Raw genomic sequence first — 18,520 nt, 5'->3', positions numbered from 1 at the left:
CCCGTCCAGCGGTCAGGAGGTCGTCGTGACCGATCCGCAGCACGCCCAGCAGAACCCGGCCACCCAGCACCCACGCCCCGAATTCCCCTCTCAGGACCAGCCGCACCCCGGATGGACCGGGCCGATGGACCCGCCGCCCGACCACGGCGAGGAGAGCTACCAAGGCACCGGCCGGCTGGAAGGCCGCGCAACCGTCATCACCGGCGGCGACTCCGGCATCGGGCGGGCCGTGGCCCTGGCCTTCGCCCGGGAGGGTGCCGACGTGCTCTTCACCTACCTCGAGGAGGAGGCGGACGAGGCCCGCGAAACGTCGCGTCTCGTGGAGAAGGCCGGCCCCAAGGCGGTCGCCGTCTCCTGCGACATCCGCGAGGAGGACAACTGCCGGGCCCTGATCGAGCGTGCCGTCGGGGAGTTCGGGCGCATCGACGTCCTGGTGAACAACGCCGCCTACCAGATGTCCCAGCCCGACGGCATCGAGGCGATCCCGACCGAGCAGTTCGACCGGGTGATGCGCACCAACCTCTACGGCATGTTCTGGCTGACGAAATTCGCCCTGCCGCACATTCCCGAGGGCGGCAGCGTCATCAACTCCACGTCGGTGCAGGCCTACAAGCCCAGCCCGCACCTGCTGGACTACGCGATGACGAAAGCCGCGATCGTGGCCTTCACCCAGGGGCTGGCCCAGATGATCGTCGACCGAGGTATCCGCGTCAACGCGGTCGCCCCGGGGCCGGTGTGGACGCCGTTGATCCCCGCGACGATGCCCGACACGGCCGAGTTCGGCAGGCAGAGCCCCCTGGGACGCCCGGCCCAACCCGCCGAACTGGCTCCCGCGTACGTCTACCTCGCCTCTCAGGAGGCCAGCTTCATCACCGCGGAGATCCTCAACGCGACAGGCGGGACGCCACTTCCGTAGCCGAGTCCCTCGACGCGGTCCGGCAGCGTGCCGGACCGCGTCGGACGGTTACGTCCTGCCCGGGCCTCCGCTGCCGAACCCGCCGCTGGAGCCCGGATTCCACCGGCGGCGTTTCTGAGTCTCGCTGCGTTTGCTGCCGGACGGCTGGAGCCCGTGCGGGGTGAGCCGCTCGGTCCTGTCCCCTGCCTGGGGGACCTCGTTCTCCTCCCGCACCTCCCGGGTCTCGCGGACCGGTCCGGTGCTCGGCACCGAGGGCTGCTCATGAGGCCCCGGAGGGCCCGGTTCGCGGCGCCGTACCTTGATGCCGAGCCGTACGGCCCACACCAGGGCGCCGGCGACGAGGAGGCCACCGATGAGGACGGCGATCAGGCCGGCCGGATTCGAAGCGGCCGCTTGGTCTGGGATGGCGTATGCGATGGCGTTCATTGGGCCCGGGTACCCAGGCTCGGGCTGTAGATACTGACGGCGTCGCCCCCCTCCGACGGCGGGGGCGCCTTCCTCCAGTCGCTCTGTACAGCGCGATCTCGCCCAGCAGGAACGACCAGTGGTCGGGAAACGCCTTCCGCAGCCCGGCCCGGTGGCGCATCCAGAAGCCCTCCCTCGTCTTTCTGGGTCTGCTGTGTATCCCCGCAAGGTTTAGCCAAGACGCTTCGGGCCACTCGAATACGGTTGGAGATGGACGAAACCTCATAAACCTCACAGAAATCACATATCACGGTAGACCGCGCAAGGACGACGCCATGACGGACGACGACCGGCCCACGCCGGCAGAGGTCCTGCGCCAGGCGCGCGACCAACTCGGCGACATGACCGGCATGACTGCGGAGACCGTCTCGTCCTTCGAGAAGACGGACGGCGGCTGGTCCCTGGCGATCGAGGTCCTCGAACTCGCCCGGGTCCCGGAGACGATGAGCCTCATGGCGAGCTATCAGGTCGACCTCGATGAACAGGGACAGCTCACCGGATACCGGCGCGTCCGCCGCTACGAGCGGGGGCGGTCCGACTCGGACCGCTCCGGCGGCCGGTAGGCCGCCGCCCGCGGCGAGCCCTTCCCCGGTAAGGAGGACGGCAGTCATGACCGTTGTCCCGGCACAACAAGCCGGCGGAGGAGGAGGCAGCAGCAGCCTCTACGACGTACTGGAACTCGTCCTCGACCGGGGACTCGTCATCGACGCGTTCATACGTGTCTCGCTGGTCGGCATCGAGATCCTCAAGATCGACATACGGGTCGTCGTGGCCAGCGTCGACACCTATCTCCGCTTCGCCGAGGCGTGCAACCGCCTCGACCTGGAGGCGGGCCCCCGCAAGAGCCCCGGCCTGCCCGACATGGTCGGCGAGATCACCGAATCCGGCGCCCACGGCAAGTCCAAGGGCGCGCTGTCCGGTGCCGCGGAGACGATCTCCGACGCCTTCCGGCAGGCCCGTGACGAGGGCTCCTCGAAGGAGAGGGAGCAGGAGCCCCGGCCGCGGACGCGCAAGAGCACAGCCGCGCGTCGCAGGGAGAGGGAGGAAGAGGAGTGAGCACCTACGTCTACGGCATCACCACGCGGTCGCACCCCGCCCTCCCCGAGGGCCTGGACGGCGTGGGCGATCCGCCGCGGCCGGTGCGCGTGCTCAAGGAGGGTGAACTCGCTGCGGTCGTCAGCGACGCACCGGAGGACCTGCGCCCCAAGCGGCGCGAGCTCCTCGCCCACCAGAACGTGCTCGCCGAGACCGGCGCCACCGGCTGTGTGCTGCCCATGCGGTTCGGCAGTGTGGCCCCCGACGACAGCAAGGTCACCGAGATCCTCGCCGAGCGCGCGAGCCACTACGAGGAGCGGCTCAGGGCACTCGACGGCAAGGTCGAGTACAACCTCAAGGCCTCCCACGTGGAGGAGGAGGTACTGCGCCAGGTGCTGGCCGACGACCCCGAGCTGCGGGCTCTCGCCGACGCCAACCGGCAGGCCGGCGGAGGCAGCCACGAGCAGCGGCTCCGGCTCGGCGAGATGATCGCCGCCGCCGTACAGGCACGGGAGGTCCAGGACGCGGCAGCCGTGCAGGAAGCCCTCGCGCCCCTCGCCGCGGCGACCAGTCCCGGCCCCGGATCGACCGGATGGCTGGCCAACATCTCCTTCCTGGTGGAACGGGACTCGGCCGCCGGCTTCCTGGAGAAGGTGGAGGAGTTGCGCGCGGCCGGCCCGCACCTCGAAATGAGCGTCAACGGACCACTGCCTCCGTACAGCTTCGTCGAGCCGGGTCCGGACGGACCCGCCGGCACCGACGGTTAGAAGGCACATCGTGGGACTGATCTCGGAAGTGCTTCTCCTGCCGTTCGCCCCCGTGCGCGGCAGCGTGTGGGTCATCGAACAGGTGGTGCGGGAAGCCGAGCGCATCTACTACGACCCCGCGACGATCCAGGCCGAACTCGCGCGCCTGGAGAAGCTGCTGGAGGCCGGCGAGATCACCGAGGAGGAGTTCGACCGGCTGGAGGACGAACTTCTCGACCGGCTGGAGACGGCCACACACCGAAGCTTCGGAACCGACGACAGGACGACACCATGAACCGGACACTCATCGGCCTCGCGGTCGGGGCCGGGTACGTCCTCGGGCGCACCAAGAAGCTCAAACTGGCGATGGCCGCGGGCACGTTGATCGCGGGCAAGCGACTGACGCCGGGCCCCGGCGCCGTGGTGGACCTGGTCTCGCGGCAGCTCAAGGACAACCCGCAGTTCAAGCAGATCGGCGACGAACTCCGCCAGGACCTGAGCGGCGTCGGCAAGGCCGCCTCGGGCGCGCTGGTCGAGCGGCAGATGAACGCGCTCGCCGACCGTCTGCACGGCCGTACCGCCGATGTCCGCGATCAGCTCGCGGGTGTCGTGGGGACCGGCCACGACGAGGACGAGAGCGACGAGGACGAGAGCCAGGACGAGGAGACGTCACGCGAGAGCACCGCCAGGAAGGCGCCGGCGAAGAAGAGTGCCTCCAGGAACGCCTCCAAGACCGCCAGGAACGCCGCGCGCAAGGCGCCCGCCCGGAAGACGGCCACGAAGAAGACCTCGGGCGCCCGGAAGACGGCCGCCAGGACCGCCTCGCGGGCCACGGAAGGGAAAGGAGGCGGCGAGCGATGACTCCGAACCCGGCATCCACGGCCACTGACACAGCCGGCAAGGCCACCAGTACGACTCCGCTGTCCGGTCTCGCCCAGAGCGAGGCCGCCGACCGGCTCAAGGCGGAGGTGCAGGAGTACGTCTCCGCGCAGGCCGAGCGCCTGCTCGTCGGCGTCGGCCGCAAGCTCGGCGAGACCACCGCCAAGCTCAACGACATCGCGGAGGGCAACAGCCCCGGCTTCGCCAAGCTCGCACTGGACGGTGGCCGCAAGGTCACCGAGGGCAAGGGCCCGTTGCGCTCCGCCCTGGAACTGGGCGTCTCCGGGGCGAAGGACAACGTCGTCGGCGCGCTGAAGGACCTCGGCGGCGGCAAGGGCAAGCGCAAGGGCGGCGCGGGCAACAAGCCGACCGTCATCATCGAGCAGGTCGACGTCGGCGTGCCGGTGCGCACCGCCTACGACCAGTGGACGCAGTACCAGGAGTTCAGCACCTTCGCCAAGGGTGTCCAGAGCGCGAGCCGCGCGGACGACACCCAGTCGGACTGGCAACTGAAGGTCTTCTGGTCCAACCGCAGCTGGAAGGCGAAGACCACCGAACAGGTCCCGGACGACCGGATCATCTGGTCGTCGGAGGGCGCCAAGGGCACGACGAAGGGCGTCGTGTCCTTCCACCGCCTCGCGGACAACCTCACGCGCGTCCTGCTGGTGATCGAGTACTACCCCAAGGGCCTCTTCGAGAAGACCGGCAACCTCTGGCGTGCCCAGGGCCGCCGGGCCCGGCTCGACCTCAAGAACTACGCCCGCTACATCTCCCTCAAGGGCGAGGCCTCCGACGGCTGGCGCGGCGAGATCAGCGACGGCGAGGTCCTCCGCAGCCACGAGGAGGCAATCGCGGAGGAGGAGAACGAGGACGAGTACGAAGAAGTCGAGGAGAGCGCGAAGGACGACGAGCAGCCCGAGGCGGAGGACGAGGCGGAGGACGACTACGAAGAGGAGCCCGAGGACGAGTACGAGGAGGATGAGCCCGAGGACGAGAAGGCGTACGAAGACGAAGAGGAGTACGCCGAGGGCGGGAGCCGGCGATGACCACGCCGAGCCGGCTCCCGCAGCCCTACGGACACGACGGCAGCAGCAATCTCGCCGACATCCTGGAACGTGTCCTCGACAAGGGCATCGTGATCGCCGGTGACATCAGGATCAACCTGCTCGACATCGAACTGCTCACCGTCAAGCTCCGCCTCATCGTCGCCTCCGTCGACAAGGCCAAGGAGATGGGCATCGACTGGTGGGAGGACGACCCGGCCCTCTCCTCCCGCGCCCGCCGCAACGAACTCGCGCGCGAGAACGCCGAGTTGCGTGAACGGCTGGCGCGGCTGGAGGAGCTGGAGGCGGCGCCTCCCACCGCCCGGGCCGAGCGCACCCGCGAGGACGGAGGAGGGGACGCGGGATGACCGAGCTGCGGTATGTCTACGCGATCTGCGAGCCGCTCGGCGCCCCCCTCCCCGCCGGACTCACCGGCGTCGCGGGCGACCGGCCGCACATGTTCCCGCACCTCGGCCTGGTCGCCGTGGTCGGCCATGTGCCCGAACGGGACTTCGCCGAGCAGCCGCTCCGCGCCCACCTGGAGGACCTCGACTGGCTCACCGAGACCGCCCGAGCCCATGAGCGGGTGATCCACGCGCTCATGGCCCTCACCACCCCGCTGCCGCTGCGCCTCGCCACCGTCTTCCATGACGACACGGGTGTACGCGTGATGATGGAGGAGCAGGAGGCGCACTTCCGGGACACCCTCGACCGGCTTCGGGGCCACGTCGAATGGGGTGTGAAGGTCTACGCCGAACCCGACGCTGAGCCGGCGGAGGGCGACGGCCCTCCGAGCAGGCCGGCCTCGGGCCGCGACTACCTGCGGCAGCGGCGCCGATCGGTCATGGCCCGCGAGGACACCTGGCAGCGGGCCGAACGGTTCGCCGACCGGCTGCACACCGCGCTCTCCGCACACGCGGAGCGCACCCGGCTGCATCCGCCGCAGAACCCGGCCCTGTCCTCGGCCTCGGGCCAGAACGTGCTCAACGCCGCGTATCTGGTGCCCCGTCCCGCCTCCGAGGAGTTCATGGACGTCCTGGACCGCACCAAGACCGGGGAGAGCGGAATCCGGATCGAGCTGACCGGGCCGTGGGCGGCCTACTCCTTCGTCGACGTCGTCGAGGGCAGCGGTGCGGAGGCGGCGAGCACATGACCGTCGTGGAGGGCCGTGAGGTGGCCCTCGTGGACCTGCTCGACCGGCTGCTCGCCGGCGGGGTGGTCATCACGGGGGACATCACTCTGCGCATCGCGGACGTCGACCTCGTCCGTATCGACCTCAACGCCCTTATCAGCTCAGTGAACCGACAAGTGCCGTCCCCCTGGGGTGACTCGCCGTGACCGAGCGCCGTAACCGACTCGACCTCGAGCCCGACACCGTCGAACGCGACCTGGTGAAACTCGTCCTCACCGTGGTCGAGTTGCTGCGCCAGCTGATGGAGCGCCAGGCCCTGCGCCGCTTCGACCAGGGTGATCTCAGCGAGGACCAGGAGGAACGCATCGGGCTCACGCTGATGTTGCTCGAGGAGCGCATGACCGAGCTGCGCGAGCGCTACGGGCTGCGCGCCGAGGACCTCAACCTGGACCTCGGGCCACTGGGGCCGCTGCTTCCTCGAGAGTGAGAGGCGCCATGCCGCTCGGGTGTCACGCGGTCCGCGATCCCTCGTCGTCGGACTCACCCGGGTTGTCCACGACGTGCATCGCGGCCTCTTCGGAGGATGCCGCGCCGCCGGCGATACCGGCGTCTTCGGCCACGGTGTCGTCCTGCCTCTCGGCCTCTCCACCCGCAGCCGTCAGCCGTCCCGCACGCCTGTCACCGGCCTCCGCGTCGACAGGCTCGCCTTCCCCGTCAGGTACGTCTCCGATCTCGTCGCCCGGCGGCGGCTCCGTGTCGGGACGCTCGGCCCGCAGTCGCTCGTCCAGCGGGTCCCGCTCACGCTGCTCGGCGGCCGTGGTACCGCGGCGCTGCACCGCCAGCGGCCTCTCGGGCGGGGAGTAGCCCTCGTCGATCGCCGGGGCGATACCGCGGTCGTCCAGGGTGTCCTCCGGGTCCATGAGCGCGGCATCGTCCTGGACCTCCGAATCGTCGGGCTGGTACACCTCGTCGCCCATGGACTCGTCGTCGTACTCACGCTGTTCGTCGGGCATCCGGTGCTCCTCAGGCAGTCGTACGGCTCTGACTCGCTCACTGCTCGCACCGGGTTTCCGCTGGCCGAACGCGTGAAACCCGTCAGAGGCGAAGGGAAGAGCTCATGAACGACAAACGCGCACACCGAGCCGACGGCACTGCGGCTGAGACCGACCCCCGGCCCGTGGAAGGGCTGGCCGTACCGGAGGACACCTCGATGGCTCCCGGTGCGGCACCTCCCGCCGAGTCCGGAGTCTCGGGGCTCGGCGCTCCCGAGCGCGAAGCGCTGAAGAAGGGATGGGCCGTCGCGCCTCTCACACTGATCTGGATCGTCGTCGCACTCGTCGTCATCGGCCTGGTGGCGATGGTGGTCGTGCTGGCGACCTCATGATGATCGGCGTGGAGCCGGGGTCTGGCGATGGGACGAGACGGGAAAGCCCCGGCCCGTGAGTTCACAGGCCGGGGCTTCTTCGTGCGTCGTCAGGCGGGAGTGATGTTCTCCGCCTGCGGGCCCTTCTGGCCCTGCGCGATGTCGAACTTCACCTTCTGGCCTTCCTGGAGCTCACGGAAGCCCTGGGCGGCGATGTTCGAGTAGTGGGCGAAGACGTCGGGGCCGCCGCCGTCCTGCTCGATGAAGCCGAAACCCTTTTCGGCGTTGAACCACTTCACAGTGCCTGTAGCCATGTGCCTGTCTCCTTCGACGGGACTCGTGTCGGACCCCGCACCGTGCGGGATCCGGAGGTGATCGCCCTGGTCCGGAGAGGCGTTGAACAGCAAAAACGCCCGTGACTGCGAATCACGGGCGAACGGGACTTCGGAACCACGACTGCTGATCATGACGCTACACCGACTGGCGGCGCTCGGCCACTGAAACGCAGAGTTCATCTCATAGAAGGCACCGGCCCGGCCGAGGTCACGTCCGAGGCTGGGCATCCACGATGGCGTCCGGTGTCATGGTCCGAGTGACGAGGGCGTGGGCGGTCTCGGTGAGACGGACCTGCCGCCGGCTCGCGTAGGCGCTGAGCAACCGGGCCGCCTCACCGATCGTGGACCCCGCGTACTGCGCGACCATGCCCTTGGCGATCTCCAGCGTGGCCTTCGCCGCGATCACGCTCTGCACACGGGTGATCACGTCGTCGACTTGCGCCGGCTCCGTGGACCAGTGCATCAGGCCCAGCGCGGCCGAATCAGCGAGGGCCTGCGCGAGATGTACGTCGTCCTCCACGAGGTGCCCCGAGCGCTGACGCAGCAGCGTGAGAGCTCCCAGCGGGCGCTCGTGCAAACGCACCGGGATCGCCTGCAGGGACTCGTACCCGTTCTCGGTCATCGCCGAGACCAGTTTCGGCCAATGGTCCTGTTCGGTGGTGATGTCGGGAACGCTCACCGGCTTTCCGGTGCGGTAGCAGTCCATGCAGGGGCCGTGGCCGTTCTGCAGTTGCAGGAGTTCGGCGAAGGCCGCGTCCTCGTCGGTCGCCGCCATGTTCTTCAGACTGCCGTGGGCGTCCGCGATCATCACGGCCGCGGCGTCCACGTCCAGCAGGTCGCGGCAAGCGTGGACCAGACGATGGAAAAGATGCAAAGGGTCGAACTGCGCGGCATAGGTGTCCGCCAGGACGACGAAAGCCTGCGCCAGCTGGCGCTCGCGGTTCATGTTCGCCTCCCCGGCGCTGTGGTTACGGTGATCGGCACGTATACCGTCCGTTCAGTCATCGCGGAGGTCCATGCTGCGGTCGATGATCGCCCGGGCCACTTCCGTGGAGGTACGGCCCTGGGTGAAGGCCCGCGCGCGCAGGCGCAGGAGCGCCTCCTCGGCGCTCACTCCCAGCTGCATCATGATCATCCCGGTGGCCTGATGCACCTCCTCCCGGTCCGATTCCGCTCCTGCCAGCCACGTTACGACTCCTTCCGGGTCCGGGGAAGCGTGCTCCAGAGCGATGACGGCCAAGGTGACCGCGTCGGCGACCAGCATGGCCGTGCGGAGATGGCCCGCGCTCAACGAACCCGGCGTCTTCCGGTAGAGGTCCAGGGTGCCCAGCGCGCTTCCGGGGCTCGCCAGCGGCAGCGAGAAGGCAGCGGCCACGCCCGCTTTGACCGCCTGGTCGGAGAAGAGCGGCCAGCGACGCCGGTCCGGATCACGCGCGAGGTCCGACGCGAACACGGGCGCCCGCAGCCGGACCGCTTCCCGGCACGGGCCTTCGCCCAGGGTGTACTGGATCTCCGCCAGCCGGGCCGCCACGTCGTCGCTGGCGCACAGCACGACACCCATGTCCGCGCCGTCCCCGAGCACGGAGACGGACAGCCCCGAGAACGCCGGGAGGAGGGTGACACAGGTACGGCACAGACCGTCGGGCACCTCGTGCGGGGGCAGTCCGCGCACTCCCGCGATGAGCGCGTGGGCGATACGGGCACGCTCGACATCCGTATCCTGCTCCGCGTTCCCCCCGCCCAACAGGTCGTCCCCGGCCATGACCATCACCTCCCGCGGCCACTCCACCAACGGTTTCACGCGATCTTGGCACAGGCAACAGCCATGGTCAGGTCCGGCGCCGCTGATCACCAGCCGGGCCGACAGCGGATCGACAGCCCTCGACAGGGAACCGACAGCTCCGCTTTACCCGCACCTCTCGGGAGACGGGCCAGGATTTCCCCAGCGTCTGAACAGCCGGTCCTCATGGGCCGTACCTCTCGGCAGTTCACGAACACCCGGAAGGAACGTCAGCATGACCAGCGAATCAGTTCAGCCGGTGTCGGCACCGAGCCGCCGTACCGTCGTGGCGGCGGTCGGCGCGGCGGGGCTCGCCGTCGCGCTGACCGCGTGCGGGTCGGAGGACGACGCGTCCGGCTCGTCCACCGAGCAGGGCGCCGACGCCAGTTCCCCCGCTGGAGGTGGCGACGCCAGCTCCCCCGCGGCGGACGGCGGCGCCGGCGGCGCCGCGCTCGCGAAGACCTCCGACATACCGGAAGGCAGCGGCAAGGTCTTCGCCGACGAGAAGGTCGTGGTCTCGCAGCCGGCGGCGGGTGACTACAAGGCGTACTCGACGATCTGCACGCATCAGGGCTGTCCGATGACGGACCTCAAAGAGGACATCATCTCCTGCGCCTGCCACGGCAGTACCTTCTCCATCGCCGACGGCAGTGTGCAGAAGGGTCCCGCCACCAAGCCGCTGGAGGCCAAGGAGATCACCGTGTCCGGGGACTCGATCACGCTCGCGTGACCGGGCGCGGTCGTTTCCAGCAGCCCAGCACCTCGTCCGTGGTCGCGACCGTGGCGACCAATGCGAGGGTGTTGCGGATCATCGCCGGGGTGTAGTCGGAGGGCACCCCGGCGATGGCGTCCGTCGGCACGACGGCGGTGTAGCCGCGGTTGACCGCGTCGAAGACGGCATTGGGGACGGCCACGTTGGCCGAGACACCGGTGACGATGAGGGTGCGGCAGCCGAGGTTGCGCAGCAGCGCGTCGGCCTCGGTGCCCTGGACCGGCGACAGCCCGTGCAGCCGTCGTACGACGAAGTCCTCCTCGGCGACCTCGATCGGGGCCGCCACCCGGACCGCCGTGGAGCCGGCGAGCTGCTGGACGGGGAGCCGTTCGGCGGCGCGGAACAGCCGGGCGTTACGGCTCGCGCCCCGGCCGTCCGGGCGGCGTTCGGCGATCGCGTGGATCACCTGTACCCCGCTCTCGTGCGCCCCCGCCACCAGCCGGGCGACGTTGGCGAGGGCGCCGGAGGAGCGGGCCTCCTTCGCGAGGTCCGGCAATGCGCTGTCCGGGCCGACGACACCCTGCTGGCACTCGACCGTGAGCAGCACGGTGGTCACGGGGTCGAGGAGTTCGCGAAGCTGTTCGTGCGACGGCATGGTGCCCCCTTGTCGCCGACCTGATGGGGCGGGCGAGACTAGCCACCATTGCGCAGGGAAGGAAGACCGCTCATCCTTTTCTGACGTGATGTCAGAGGATCTCTCCTCTGACACGACGTGGGAGAAGAGAAGAGGGGGACACATGACCGCCACGCAGCGCCGGGGCCGGAAGATCATGATGACACCGGGCGAGCTGGACGAGTTCCTCACCAGCCAGCGCACCTGCAGGGTCGCCACCGTCTCCGCCGACGGCGCCCCGCACGTGAGCACCCTCTGGTTCGCCTGGGACGGCACCTCGATGTGGCTGTACTCGGTGGTGCGCAGCAAGCGGTGGACCGATCTGCGGCGCGACCCGCGGGTCGCGATCGTGGTCGACACGGGTGAGGAGTACGACGAACTGCGCGGCGTCGAGCTGTCCGGGACCGTCGACTTCGTGGGCGAGAGCCCGCGCACCGGCGAGCTGCGGGCGGAACTCGACGTCCCGGAGACCCTGTTCGCGCGGAAGAACTTCGGCCTTGAGGAGATGCCGCACGATGGACGCCACGCGTGGGTGCGGCTGACGCCGGAGAAGATCGTGTCCTGGGACTTCCGGAAGTTGGGTAACGGGTAGCTCCGCCGGCAGTGCCACGATGGGTCGTTGCTTGTCTGCGGCGCCATCGTGGCTGGTCGCGCAGTTCCCCGCGCCCCTTCGGGGGCGCTGAACTTACCCCAACTTCAGGGCCGCCTCCTGCAGCGCCTCCACCGCCGCCCGGATCGACGGGCGGCGGTCCGCGTCCGCGCGCCATACCGCGTAGATGTACCGCTGGGCGCCGTGCCGTACGGGCACGGCGCGCACGCCTGCGGGCATCGGGTCGCGGCCGAGGCGGGGGGCGACGCTGACGCCCAACCCGGCGGCGACGAGGGCGAGTTGGGTGTGGTGCTCCTCGGCGCGATGGGCGATGCGGGGCTCGATGCCTTTGGCGCGCAGGGTGTAGAGCAGCCACTCGTGGCAGAACTCGCCCTCGGGCCAGGCGACCCACTCGTCACCCGCGAAGTCCTCCAGGTCGACCTCGTCCCGCCCGGCGAGCGGATGTCCGTCCGGCATGGCGACGCCGACGGGATCCTCGAGGATCGACGCCTTGGCGAGACCCTGCGGCATGGGCAGCGGCTTGTTGTACCAGTCGAGGACGACGGCCAGGTCCACGTCGCCCCGGAGCACCGCGTTGACCCCGTTCTCCGGCTCCAGTTCCCGCGAGCGCACGCGCAGTGCGGGGTGGTGGGAACGCAGGGTGGTGAGGGCTATGGGGAACAACCCGCGCAGGGCGGTGGGGAACGCGGCCAGCCGCAGCTCGCCGACGACCTGCCCGCGCTGCGCCTCCAGATCGGACTGGGCGAGCTCCACCTGGGAGAGGATGCGCGCCGCGTGCTCGGCGAGGAGCCGGCCGGCGTCCGTGAGCCGTACACCCCGGCCGTTCTTGGCGAGGAGCTGCTGGCCGACCTCGCGCTCCAGCTTGGACATCTGCTGCGAGACGGCCGAGGTCGTGATGTGCAGGCCCTCGGCGGCACCGCTGACCGAGCCGTGCCGGGCCAGGGCGTCCAGCGTGCGGAGGCGCTCCAGGTTCAACATGTAAGCAATGCTACGAGATACCGTGCGAAAAATCTAGGTTGTGCTACGAGGTCCTGGTGCACCACCCTGGTCGCCATGAGCACCCCCACTCCCGTCCGCGCCGCCCTCGACTGGCGGCTTCGCTTCGGTGTCCTCGCCCTGGTCTGGGGCTTCAGCTTCCTGCTCATCAAGGTGGGCACCGAGGGCTATGCCCCCTTCCAGGTCACGCTGGGCCGGCTGGTGTTCGGGACGGCGGTGCTCGCGGCCGCGATGGCGATGAAGCGGCAGCGGCTGCCGCGCGAGCCGCGGACCTGGGGGCACCTCGCAGTCGCCGCGTTCCTGCTCAACGCGCTGCCGTTCTCGCTCTTCGCCTACGCCGAGCTGACCATCCCGTCCACCCTGGCCGGCATCTGCAACGCCACCTCGCCGCTGTGGGGCATGGCCCTCTCCCTGGTCGCCCTCTCCGAGGACCGGCCCACCCGGGTCCGCGTCGCCGGTCTCGGCCTCGGCTTCCTCGGCGTCCTCACGGTGCTCGGCGCCTGGCAGGGCTTCCACGGCCTGGACGCCACGGGCACGGCGATGGCACTGGGAGCGTCCCTGAGCTATCCGATCGGCTGGATCTACGTCCGCCGCACCCTCGCCGGATCCGACCACTCGCATCTCTCACTGACCGGCGCCCAGTTGCTGCTCGCCACCCTGCAACTGGCCGTCGTGACCCCACTGTTCACATCCTGGCCGACACAGGTGGCCGTAGGCCCGCTGCTGGCGATAGCAGCCCTGGGCACACTGGGCACCGGCCTCGCCTTCCTGATCCAGTACGGCCTGGTCGCCGAGGTCGGCCCCACCACAGCCACGATGGTCACGTACTTCATCCCCGTCATCGCCACGACCGCAGGCGTCGCGATCCTGGGCGAGACACTGAACTGGTGGACACCGGTGGGAGCGGCCGTGGTCCTGGCGGGCGCGGCACTGACGCAGGTGCGGCCGAAGGCGGGAGGTCGGGTATTTGTGGGGAGTCGAGGGGCGAGGGACTCCCGGCCTGAGGCTGAGCGCAGTCCGGGCCAACCGGCCCCTACGAAGTCAGCTCCGGTTCGACCAGCGCCCCGATAGGGGCGCGGGGAACTGCGCGACCAGCCCCAACGGACCTGCAGACGATCGACTACCCATCGCGGCACCACCCGGCGTCGCCCTCAGACGTAGCTCCGGATCGGCGCCGGCCCCACCGCTGAAGCGATCGCATCCGCCAGCCCCACCGTCTCGTCCACCGCCAGCGTCGAGACGGTGACACGGATGCCCGGCGGTGCGCTCATCCGGAAACGAGCACCAGGGGCGACGGCCCAGCCGGCATGCAGCAGGCGGGCCACCGCTCCGGTCTCGTCCGGCACGGGAATCCAGACGTTCAGACCGCTGCGCCCGTACGCGGCGACCCCGCGCTCAGCGAGCGCACCGATCAGCGCGTCCCGGCGCCGCCCATACGCCGCCGCCACCGCGCGCGCGTCCACCGCGCCGTCGGCCCACAGCCGTACGACGGCCCGCTGGGTGATCCGACTCACCCAGCCGGGCCCGAGCCGGTGCCGCCCGCACACCCGGTCGACGGTGACGGCGTCCCCGGTGAGCACGGCGAGCCGCAGATCGGGGCCGTACGCCTTGGCGACCGAGCGCACGAAGGCCCAGCTGCCGGTGACACCGGCGAGGGTGTGCAGAGGCAGGTCGACGATGCCGTGCCCGTGATCGTCGTCGATCAGCAGGACGTCCGGGTGCTCACGCAACACGGCACGCAGGGCACGCGCGCGTGACGCACTCACCGCTGCACCGGTCGGGTTCTGCGCCCGGTCGGTGACGATCAGAGCGCGCGCCCCGGCCTCGAGGACACGGCGTACGTCTTCGGGGAGCGGCCCCTCGTCGTCGACGCCGACGGCGGCGGTGCGCAGCCCGAGCGCCGGGACGAGGTCGAGCAGGCTGCCCCAGCCGGGGTCCTCGACGGCCACCGTGTCCCCGGGCTTGAGGTGGGCGGCCAGGACACGCTCGATGGCGTCGAGGGAGCCGGAGGTCACCGTGAGGGGCCCGTCCGGCACACCGCCCGCGTCCAGATCGGCCCGCACGCGACGGGCCAACTCCGGCTCCACCGGGTCGTCCCCGTACAGCACGGGTTCGCGGTCGCCCTGCTCGGCGGCCACCGCGAACGCCTTGGCCAGCGAGGGCAGCAGCGCGGGATCGGGGTTGCCGCTCGCCACGTCCCGCACCCCCTCGGGCACGTCCACCCGGAGGTACTCGCGTCCCGTGGTGGCCGGCTTGGACCGCACGCGGCTGCCACGACGCCCGGCGGTCTCGATAACCCCGCGCTCACGCAGGATGCGGTACGCCGCCGCGACCGTGTTGGGGTTCACACCCAGCTCGACGGCCAACTCCCGCATCGGCGGCAGCAGTTGGCCCGGCTCCAGCCCGCCCGAACCCACCGCACTCTCGACGCTGGCCGCAATCTCGGCTGCGCGCCGCCCACTGATCCGATATCCTTCTAGCACAAAGTCAATTATGCACTAGTGCAATAGAGGGCGCAATGCAGGGAACCCAGCAGCAGCCGACGCAACACCAGGCCGCCTACACACCCACCGACCGCACCGTTCCCACGCGCTCCGCCGACCGGGCGTCGTACGACAGGGATCTGGTGCACGCGATACTCGACGAGGCCTATGTCTGCCACCTCGGCTTCGTCCGCGACGGAGCACCGGTGGTGCTGCCCACCCTGTACGCCCGGGTCGGCGAGCGGCTCTACGTGCACGGCTCGACCGGTTCCCGCCCCCTGCGGATGACGGGCCAGACCGACCCGGGACTCCCCGTGTGCCTGACGGTCACGCACGTGGACGCGCTCATCCTGGCCCGCTCGGCCTTCCACCACTCGATCAACTACCGCTCGGTCGTGGTCCACGGCATCGCCCACGACGTCACCGACCCCGAGGAGAAGCGGGCCGCCCTAGACGCCCTCGTCGACCAGGTCGTACCCGGACGCGCCAACGACGCCCGGCCCGCCAACAAGAAGGAACTGGCCGCCACCGCCGTCATCCGCCTAGACCTCGACGAGGTCTCCGCCAAGGCCCGCACCGGCGGCGTGAACGACGAGCCCGAGGACCTCACCCTCCCCCACTGGGCCGGAGTAGTCCCCCTGCGCAAGGGCTACGACACCCCGGTAGCCGACGCCCAACTGGCCCCCGACACCAAACTCCCGGACTACCTGGCGACCCTGTGACACTGATCCACGCCCGGGACAAGCGAGATGCGGGACGGCCAGCGCCCCGAAAGGGGCGCGGGGAACTGCGCGACCAGCCACAACGAACCCGCAGTAGACCACGCACCCACCGCGGCACTCACCGGGCCGTCCCCCGCGCCGACACCCGCGTATCAGCACCGCCCCCAGCAACGGGCCCGCCAGACCCCTTCCCCGGCGCCGAAGACTGCGCAATGAACGCCCCCACCAGCACCACCACCCCACCCACAATCTGCGGAGCCGAAAGGTGCTCACCGAGCAGCACCCACGCAAGCACCGTCGCGATGACCGCCTCAAGGCAGGCCACCACACCCGCGACCTGCGGAGACAGGCGCCGCACGGACACCACGCCGGTCACATACGCAACCACCGTGGCCACCAGCACGATCCACGTGAGCAACAGACCCGCTGCGACGGGCGTCCCGTTCATGTCCGCACTGTCCGCCAGGAGCGACCACTCCATGCGCCACGGGCGGGCGACAACGGTCAGCACGGCCGCGCCGACCAGCAGGCCGTAGGCGATGACGCCCAGCGGATCAGGCGCCTCCGCGCCGGAGTCGCCGCCATGGTCGGACAGCACGAAGTACCCGACCTGGCAGCAAGCCGCGCCGAACGCGAGCAGCAGTCCGAGCGCGTCGAAGCTCAGCCCGGACCACACCTCCACGACACAGGCGAGCCCACCGACCGCGAGGACCACGCCGAGCGCCGCCGCACGCGTGACCGGCCGCCGCTGCACGAACCGCACCCAGCAGAGGACGAGGGCGGGCGCGAAGTACTCGACGAGCAGGGCGACCCCGACGGGGATCCGGGAGATCGAGGCGAAGTAGCAGGCCTGGACACCGGCGACGGCGAACAGCCCGAACCCGGCGAGCAGCGCGGGCCGCCGGCGCAGCAGCGAACGGTGACGCACGGCCAGCGGCAGCATCACCAGGGCGGCCCCCGCCACCCGCAGCCACACCACGTGGAGCGGGTCGAGCCCCGCCTCGATCAGCGGCTTGGCCGCGACACCGGATCCCCCGAAGGCGAGCGCGGAAGCGAGCGCGAGGCCGAGCCCCACGCCCTTTCCACCGCTGCCGCTGCTGCTGTCTGACGTATGCACCGGCACATGATGACAGGCGATGACATGAGCGTCACCCCCGATGACACCTGTCTCAGCGCGTGGACGGGACCCGGGTCGCCGGCCGGTCAGCCGGTCTTCGCCAAGTACCTCTCGATCCGCACGTAGAGGGCGTGCGGATCGACTCCGGCACGGTCGAGCACCTCGACCGCGCGTGCCTGCGGGTCCACGACGATGGCGGCGAGCAGGTCGATCCCGAGAGCCGGTTCGCCACCGCGCCGGACGGCGCGCTCGCGGGCGTACTCCATCGCGCCCGCGGCCAGCGGAGAGAAGCCCGCTTCGCCCGTCACCACGGGTACGGCACCGGAGTCCTCGACGGCGCCCTGCCAGCGCAGGCCGTAGCCGATACTGCGCTGCACCAGATAGCCGAGCAGCCGGGCCACTTGCGGCCCGTCCTCGAAGACGGCCCGCACCTCGGGGTCGGACTCCAGAAGCGAGTGCAGCAGATGGGCCGTGTCGATCTGCCGGTCCCCGTCCCGCACGGCCCGGCGGCGGGCACCGGAGAGCACCGACGCCAGCTCGTCACTGAGCCCGGCATCGGTGTCCGTTCGCCGGCCGCCCTGTTCTTGGGCCGCCTGCCGGGGGATTCGGGGTTGCACACCCCTACCTCATCAGTCCCTCCAGATCGGGACATCCCCGGAGGGAAGCATTTTCGCGTCCCACCGCGTCCCACAGAGAGTGGACCCGGGCGGCCCCAATCTCCTCCTTACGGATGAGATCACGCAACCGTAACGCTCCGTCGCACGTCCCCCACAAAGGGATGGAGAGCAGATACTGGCTGGTGACCCTTCCGGCCGTCGACGGCAGGCAGTACGTGTACCGGGTGTGGGCCCCGGAGGACGCACTGCCGGCCGACCTGTTCTGGGATGCCTGGCACTGCCACGACGAGAGCGCCTTCCCGCGCGCGTGGGACCTGTTCGACGCGGCGGAGATACGGCTGGCCGGCTGAGGCCGGTCCGGCAGGCCGCCTCCACATTTTCTGACGGTTCATCAGTATTGAATGTTGCAGGCCGTGCGGCTACGTTCCGCGACACCGTAGCCCGACACGAAGAGGTGGTCGCATGGCCGAAGTCAGCGCGGAGGCACGGATCGGGGCCCCCGCGGAGAAGGTGTGGGCGCAGCTCACGGACTGGTCCGCCTACGCCGAGTGGAACGCGACCCACACCGGCTTCCCCAAGGGCGGCCCCGAGACCCTCGCAGTGGGCGAGACCTTCCAGGAGAACCTGAAGCTGATGGGCTTCCCGGCCGAGGTCGACTGGACCATCGAGGAACTGGAGCCGGCCCGGGTGCTGGCCATCCGCGGCAAGGGACCGATGGCGGTCGACCTGGCCACGCGCTACACCCTGACGCCGGACGGCGACGCCACCACGGTCCGCATCGACGGCGAGTTCACGGGCGCCGCGGTGTCGTTGATGGCGGGCCGGCTGAAGGACTCCGCGACGGCCGCGCTGAACGAGTCGCTGCGCAAGCTGGCGGGGCTGGTGGCCTGACCCCC

At 70.2% G+C, this 18,520-nt stretch carries 28 protein-coding genes and 1 pseudogene; 18 read left to right on the top strand and 11 right to left on the bottom strand.

Going from position 1 to position 18,520, the window contains the following annotated elements; all coding sequences use genetic code 11:
* Positions 1 to 25: 25 nt before the first annotated feature.
* Positions 26 to 916: an SDR family oxidoreductase gene (locus OG828_RS41145; RefSeq protein ID WP_328504016.1), complete on the top strand. Its 891-nt coding sequence runs from the start codon at positions 26 to 28 to the stop codon at positions 914 to 916.
* A 48-nt stretch (positions 917 to 964) separates the two neighbouring features.
* Here the strand turns inward: OG828_RS41145 and OG828_RS41140 are convergent, their stop codons facing one another.
* Positions 965 to 1,342, bottom strand: a complete 378-nt coding sequence (locus OG828_RS41140; RefSeq protein ID WP_328504015.1) for a DUF6479 family protein — start codon at positions 1,340 to 1,342, stop codon at positions 965 to 967.
* Positions 1,343 to 1,427: 85 nt separating this feature from the next.
* A pseudogene (locus OG828_RS49695) lies at positions 1,428 to 1,607 on the bottom strand (hypothetical protein); the annotation flags it as partial.
* A gap of 49 nt (positions 1,608 to 1,656) precedes the next feature.
* Here OG828_RS49695 and gvpO point away from each other — a divergent pair.
* Genes gvpO through OG828_RS41090 form a run of 10 tightly spaced genes read left to right on the top strand, consistent with a single transcriptional unit; the run spans position 1,657 to position 6,703 of the window.
* Positions 1,657 to 1,944 carry a gas vesicle protein GvpO gene (gene gvpO / locus OG828_RS41135; protein ID WP_328504014.1) on the top strand — a complete coding sequence of 96 codons (288 nt, stop codon included), beginning with the start codon at positions 1,657 to 1,659 and terminating at the stop codon, positions 1,942 to 1,944.
* A gap of 46 nt (positions 1,945 to 1,990) precedes the next feature.
* Entirely contained in the window at positions 1,991 to 2,437 is a 447-nt protein-coding gene (locus OG828_RS41130; protein WP_328441675.1) for a gas vesicle structural protein GvpA, read from the top strand.
* The gene (locus OG828_RS41125; protein WP_328504013.1) at positions 2,434 to 3,183 is read left to right on the top strand and encodes a GvpL/GvpF family gas vesicle protein; all 750 of its coding nucleotides are present in this window, start codon (positions 2,434 to 2,436) and stop codon (positions 3,181 to 3,183) included. Before OG828_RS41130 ends, OG828_RS41125 begins: the two co-directional genes overlap by 4 nt.
* Positions 3,184 to 3,193: 10 nt before the next feature.
* Complete coding sequence (locus OG828_RS41120) at positions 3,194 to 3,457, top strand: gas vesicle protein GvpG (RefSeq protein ID WP_328441673.1); 264 nt, start codon at positions 3,194 to 3,196, stop codon at positions 3,455 to 3,457.
* Positions 3,454 to 4,023, top strand: a complete 570-nt coding sequence (locus tag OG828_RS41115; protein ID WP_328368617.1) for a DNA primase — start codon at positions 3,454 to 3,456, stop codon at positions 4,021 to 4,023. Before OG828_RS41120 ends, OG828_RS41115 begins: the two co-directional genes overlap by 4 nt.
* A complete protein-coding gene (locus OG828_RS41110) occupies positions 4,020 to 5,087 on the top strand; it encodes an SRPBCC family protein (RefSeq protein ID WP_328441671.1) in 1,068 nt (355 codons plus the stop codon). The genes OG828_RS41115 and OG828_RS41110 overlap by 4 nt, the downstream gene beginning before the upstream one ends.
* Positions 5,084 to 5,452 (top strand): gas vesicle protein, encoded by a 369-nt coding sequence (locus OG828_RS41105; protein WP_328368612.1) that lies wholly within the window; start codon positions 5,084 to 5,086, stop codon positions 5,450 to 5,452. The genes OG828_RS41110 and OG828_RS41105 overlap by 4 nt, the downstream gene beginning before the upstream one ends.
* Positions 5,449 to 6,237, top strand: a complete 789-nt coding sequence (locus OG828_RS41100; RefSeq protein ID WP_328504012.1) for a GvpL/GvpF family gas vesicle protein — start codon at positions 5,449 to 5,451, stop codon at positions 6,235 to 6,237. Before OG828_RS41105 ends, OG828_RS41100 begins: the two co-directional genes overlap by 4 nt.
* The gene (locus OG828_RS41095; protein ID WP_328368606.1) at positions 6,234 to 6,422 is read left to right on the top strand and encodes a gas vesicle protein; all 189 of its coding nucleotides are present in this window, start codon (positions 6,234 to 6,236) and stop codon (positions 6,420 to 6,422) included. The genes OG828_RS41100 and OG828_RS41095 overlap by 4 nt, the downstream gene beginning before the upstream one ends.
* The gene (locus OG828_RS41090; protein ID WP_210570998.1) at positions 6,419 to 6,703 is read left to right on the top strand and encodes a gas vesicle protein K; all 285 of its coding nucleotides are present in this window, start codon (positions 6,419 to 6,421) and stop codon (positions 6,701 to 6,703) included. The genes OG828_RS41095 and OG828_RS41090 overlap by 4 nt, the downstream gene beginning before the upstream one ends.
* Positions 6,704 to 6,725: 22 nt before the next feature.
* Here the strand turns inward: OG828_RS41090 and OG828_RS41085 are convergent, their stop codons facing one another.
* Positions 6,726 to 7,229: a DUF5709 domain-containing protein gene (locus tag OG828_RS41085; protein WP_328441669.1), complete on the bottom strand. Its 504-nt coding sequence runs from the start codon at positions 7,227 to 7,229 to the stop codon at positions 6,726 to 6,728.
* A gap of 104 nt (positions 7,230 to 7,333) precedes the next feature.
* Between OG828_RS41085 and OG828_RS41080 the strand changes: the two genes are divergently transcribed.
* The gene (locus tag OG828_RS41080) at positions 7,334 to 7,600 is read left to right on the top strand and encodes a DUF6480 family protein (protein ID WP_328368600.1); all 267 of its coding nucleotides are present in this window, start codon (positions 7,334 to 7,336) and stop codon (positions 7,598 to 7,600) included.
* Between the two features lie 89 nt (positions 7,601 to 7,689).
* Here the strand turns inward: OG828_RS41080 and OG828_RS41075 are convergent, their stop codons facing one another.
* The 3 genes from OG828_RS41075 to OG828_RS41065 all read right to left on the bottom strand — a co-directional run bounded on the left by OG828_RS41075 (position 7,690) and on the right by OG828_RS41065 (position 9,676).
* Complete coding sequence (locus OG828_RS41075) at positions 7,690 to 7,893, bottom strand: cold-shock protein (RefSeq protein ID WP_210570996.1); 204 nt, start codon at positions 7,891 to 7,893, stop codon at positions 7,690 to 7,692.
* A 229-nt stretch (positions 7,894 to 8,122) separates the two neighbouring features.
* The gene (locus OG828_RS41070; protein WP_328504011.1) at positions 8,123 to 8,860 is read right to left on the bottom strand and encodes a GAF domain-containing protein; all 738 of its coding nucleotides are present in this window, start codon (positions 8,858 to 8,860) and stop codon (positions 8,123 to 8,125) included.
* Between the two features lie 51 nt (positions 8,861 to 8,911).
* A complete protein-coding gene (locus OG828_RS41065) occupies positions 8,912 to 9,676 on the bottom strand; it encodes a GAF and ANTAR domain-containing protein (RefSeq protein ID WP_328504010.1) in 765 nt (254 codons plus the stop codon).
* 253 nt (positions 9,677 to 9,929) lie between these two features.
* Here OG828_RS41065 and OG828_RS41060 point away from each other — a divergent pair, with 253 nt between their 5' ends.
* A complete protein-coding gene (locus tag OG828_RS41060; protein ID WP_328368591.1) occupies positions 9,930 to 10,424 on the top strand; it encodes a Rieske (2Fe-2S) protein in 495 nt (164 codons plus the stop codon).
* On the opposite strand, the gene OG828_RS41055 is transcribed toward OG828_RS41060, so the two are convergent.
* Positions 10,411 to 11,061 (bottom strand): cysteine hydrolase, encoded by a 651-nt coding sequence (locus tag OG828_RS41055; RefSeq protein ID WP_328504009.1) that lies wholly within the window; start codon positions 11,059 to 11,061, stop codon positions 10,411 to 10,413. The two genes, OG828_RS41060 and OG828_RS41055, sit on opposite strands and share 14 nt — an antisense overlap.
* 142 nt (positions 11,062 to 11,203) lie before the next feature.
* Between OG828_RS41055 and OG828_RS41050 the strand changes: the two genes are divergently transcribed.
* On the top strand, positions 11,204 to 11,671 hold the full coding sequence (locus OG828_RS41050; protein ID WP_328368586.1) for a pyridoxamine 5'-phosphate oxidase family protein: 468 nt from the start codon (positions 11,204 to 11,206) through the stop codon (positions 11,669 to 11,671).
* A gap of 93 nt (positions 11,672 to 11,764) precedes the next feature.
* On the opposite strand, the gene OG828_RS41045 is transcribed toward OG828_RS41050, so the two are convergent.
* Positions 11,765 to 12,667 carry a LysR family transcriptional regulator gene (locus OG828_RS41045; protein ID WP_328441666.1) on the bottom strand — a complete coding sequence of 301 codons (903 nt, stop codon included), beginning with the start codon at positions 12,665 to 12,667 and terminating at the stop codon, positions 11,765 to 11,767.
* Between the two features lie 75 nt (positions 12,668 to 12,742).
* Between OG828_RS41045 and OG828_RS41040 the strand changes: the two genes are divergently transcribed.
* Positions 12,743 to 13,756: a DMT family transporter gene (locus OG828_RS41040; RefSeq protein ID WP_328504008.1), complete on the top strand. Its 1,014-nt coding sequence runs from the start codon at positions 12,743 to 12,745 to the stop codon at positions 13,754 to 13,756.
* Positions 13,757 to 13,836: 80 nt separating this feature from the next.
* On the opposite strand, the gene OG828_RS41035 is transcribed toward OG828_RS41040, so the two are convergent.
* Positions 13,837 to 15,168 (bottom strand): aminotransferase class I/II-fold pyridoxal phosphate-dependent enzyme, encoded by a 1,332-nt coding sequence (locus tag OG828_RS41035; RefSeq protein WP_328504007.1) that lies wholly within the window; start codon positions 15,166 to 15,168, stop codon positions 13,837 to 13,839.
* A 35-nt stretch (positions 15,169 to 15,203) separates the two neighbouring features.
* On the opposite strand from OG828_RS41035, the gene OG828_RS41030 reads away from it, so the two are divergent.
* Complete coding sequence (locus OG828_RS41030; protein ID WP_328504006.1) at positions 15,204 to 15,890, top strand: pyridoxamine 5'-phosphate oxidase family protein; 687 nt, start codon at positions 15,204 to 15,206, stop codon at positions 15,888 to 15,890.
* 118 nt (positions 15,891 to 16,008) lie between these two features.
* Here OG828_RS41030 and OG828_RS41025 read toward each other — a convergent pair whose 3' ends face one another.
* Together OG828_RS41025 and OG828_RS41020 are read right to left on the bottom strand one after the other, a co-directional pair.
* Complete coding sequence (locus OG828_RS41025; protein WP_328368576.1) at positions 16,009 to 17,013, bottom strand: EamA family transporter; 1,005 nt, start codon at positions 17,011 to 17,013, stop codon at positions 16,009 to 16,011.
* Positions 17,014 to 17,093: 80 nt separating this feature from the next.
* Positions 17,094 to 17,624, bottom strand: a complete 531-nt coding sequence (locus OG828_RS41020) for a Clp protease N-terminal domain-containing protein (protein WP_210570987.1) — start codon at positions 17,622 to 17,624, stop codon at positions 17,094 to 17,096.
* 161 nt (positions 17,625 to 17,785) lie between these two features.
* Between OG828_RS41020 and OG828_RS41015 the strand changes: the two genes are divergently transcribed.
* Positions 17,786 to 17,974, top strand: coding sequence for a hypothetical protein (locus OG828_RS41015; RefSeq protein WP_328504005.1), 189 nt, complete (start codon positions 17,786 to 17,788; stop codon positions 17,972 to 17,974).
* 112 nt (positions 17,975 to 18,086) lie between these two features.
* On the top strand, positions 18,087 to 18,515 hold the full coding sequence (locus tag OG828_RS41010) for a type II toxin-antitoxin system Rv0910 family toxin (RefSeq protein ID WP_328441660.1): 429 nt from the start codon (positions 18,087 to 18,089) through the stop codon (positions 18,513 to 18,515).
* Positions 18,516 to 18,520 lie beyond the last annotated feature (5 nt).

The sequence above is a fragment of the Streptomyces sp. NBC_00457 genome, from assembly GCF_036014015.1.
GTDB lineage: Bacteria > Actinomycetota > Actinomycetes > Streptomycetales > Streptomycetaceae > Streptomyces.
The sequence above is the reverse complement of the archived record's forward strand: the minus strand, read 5'-3'. Positions and strand labels throughout refer to the sequence as shown.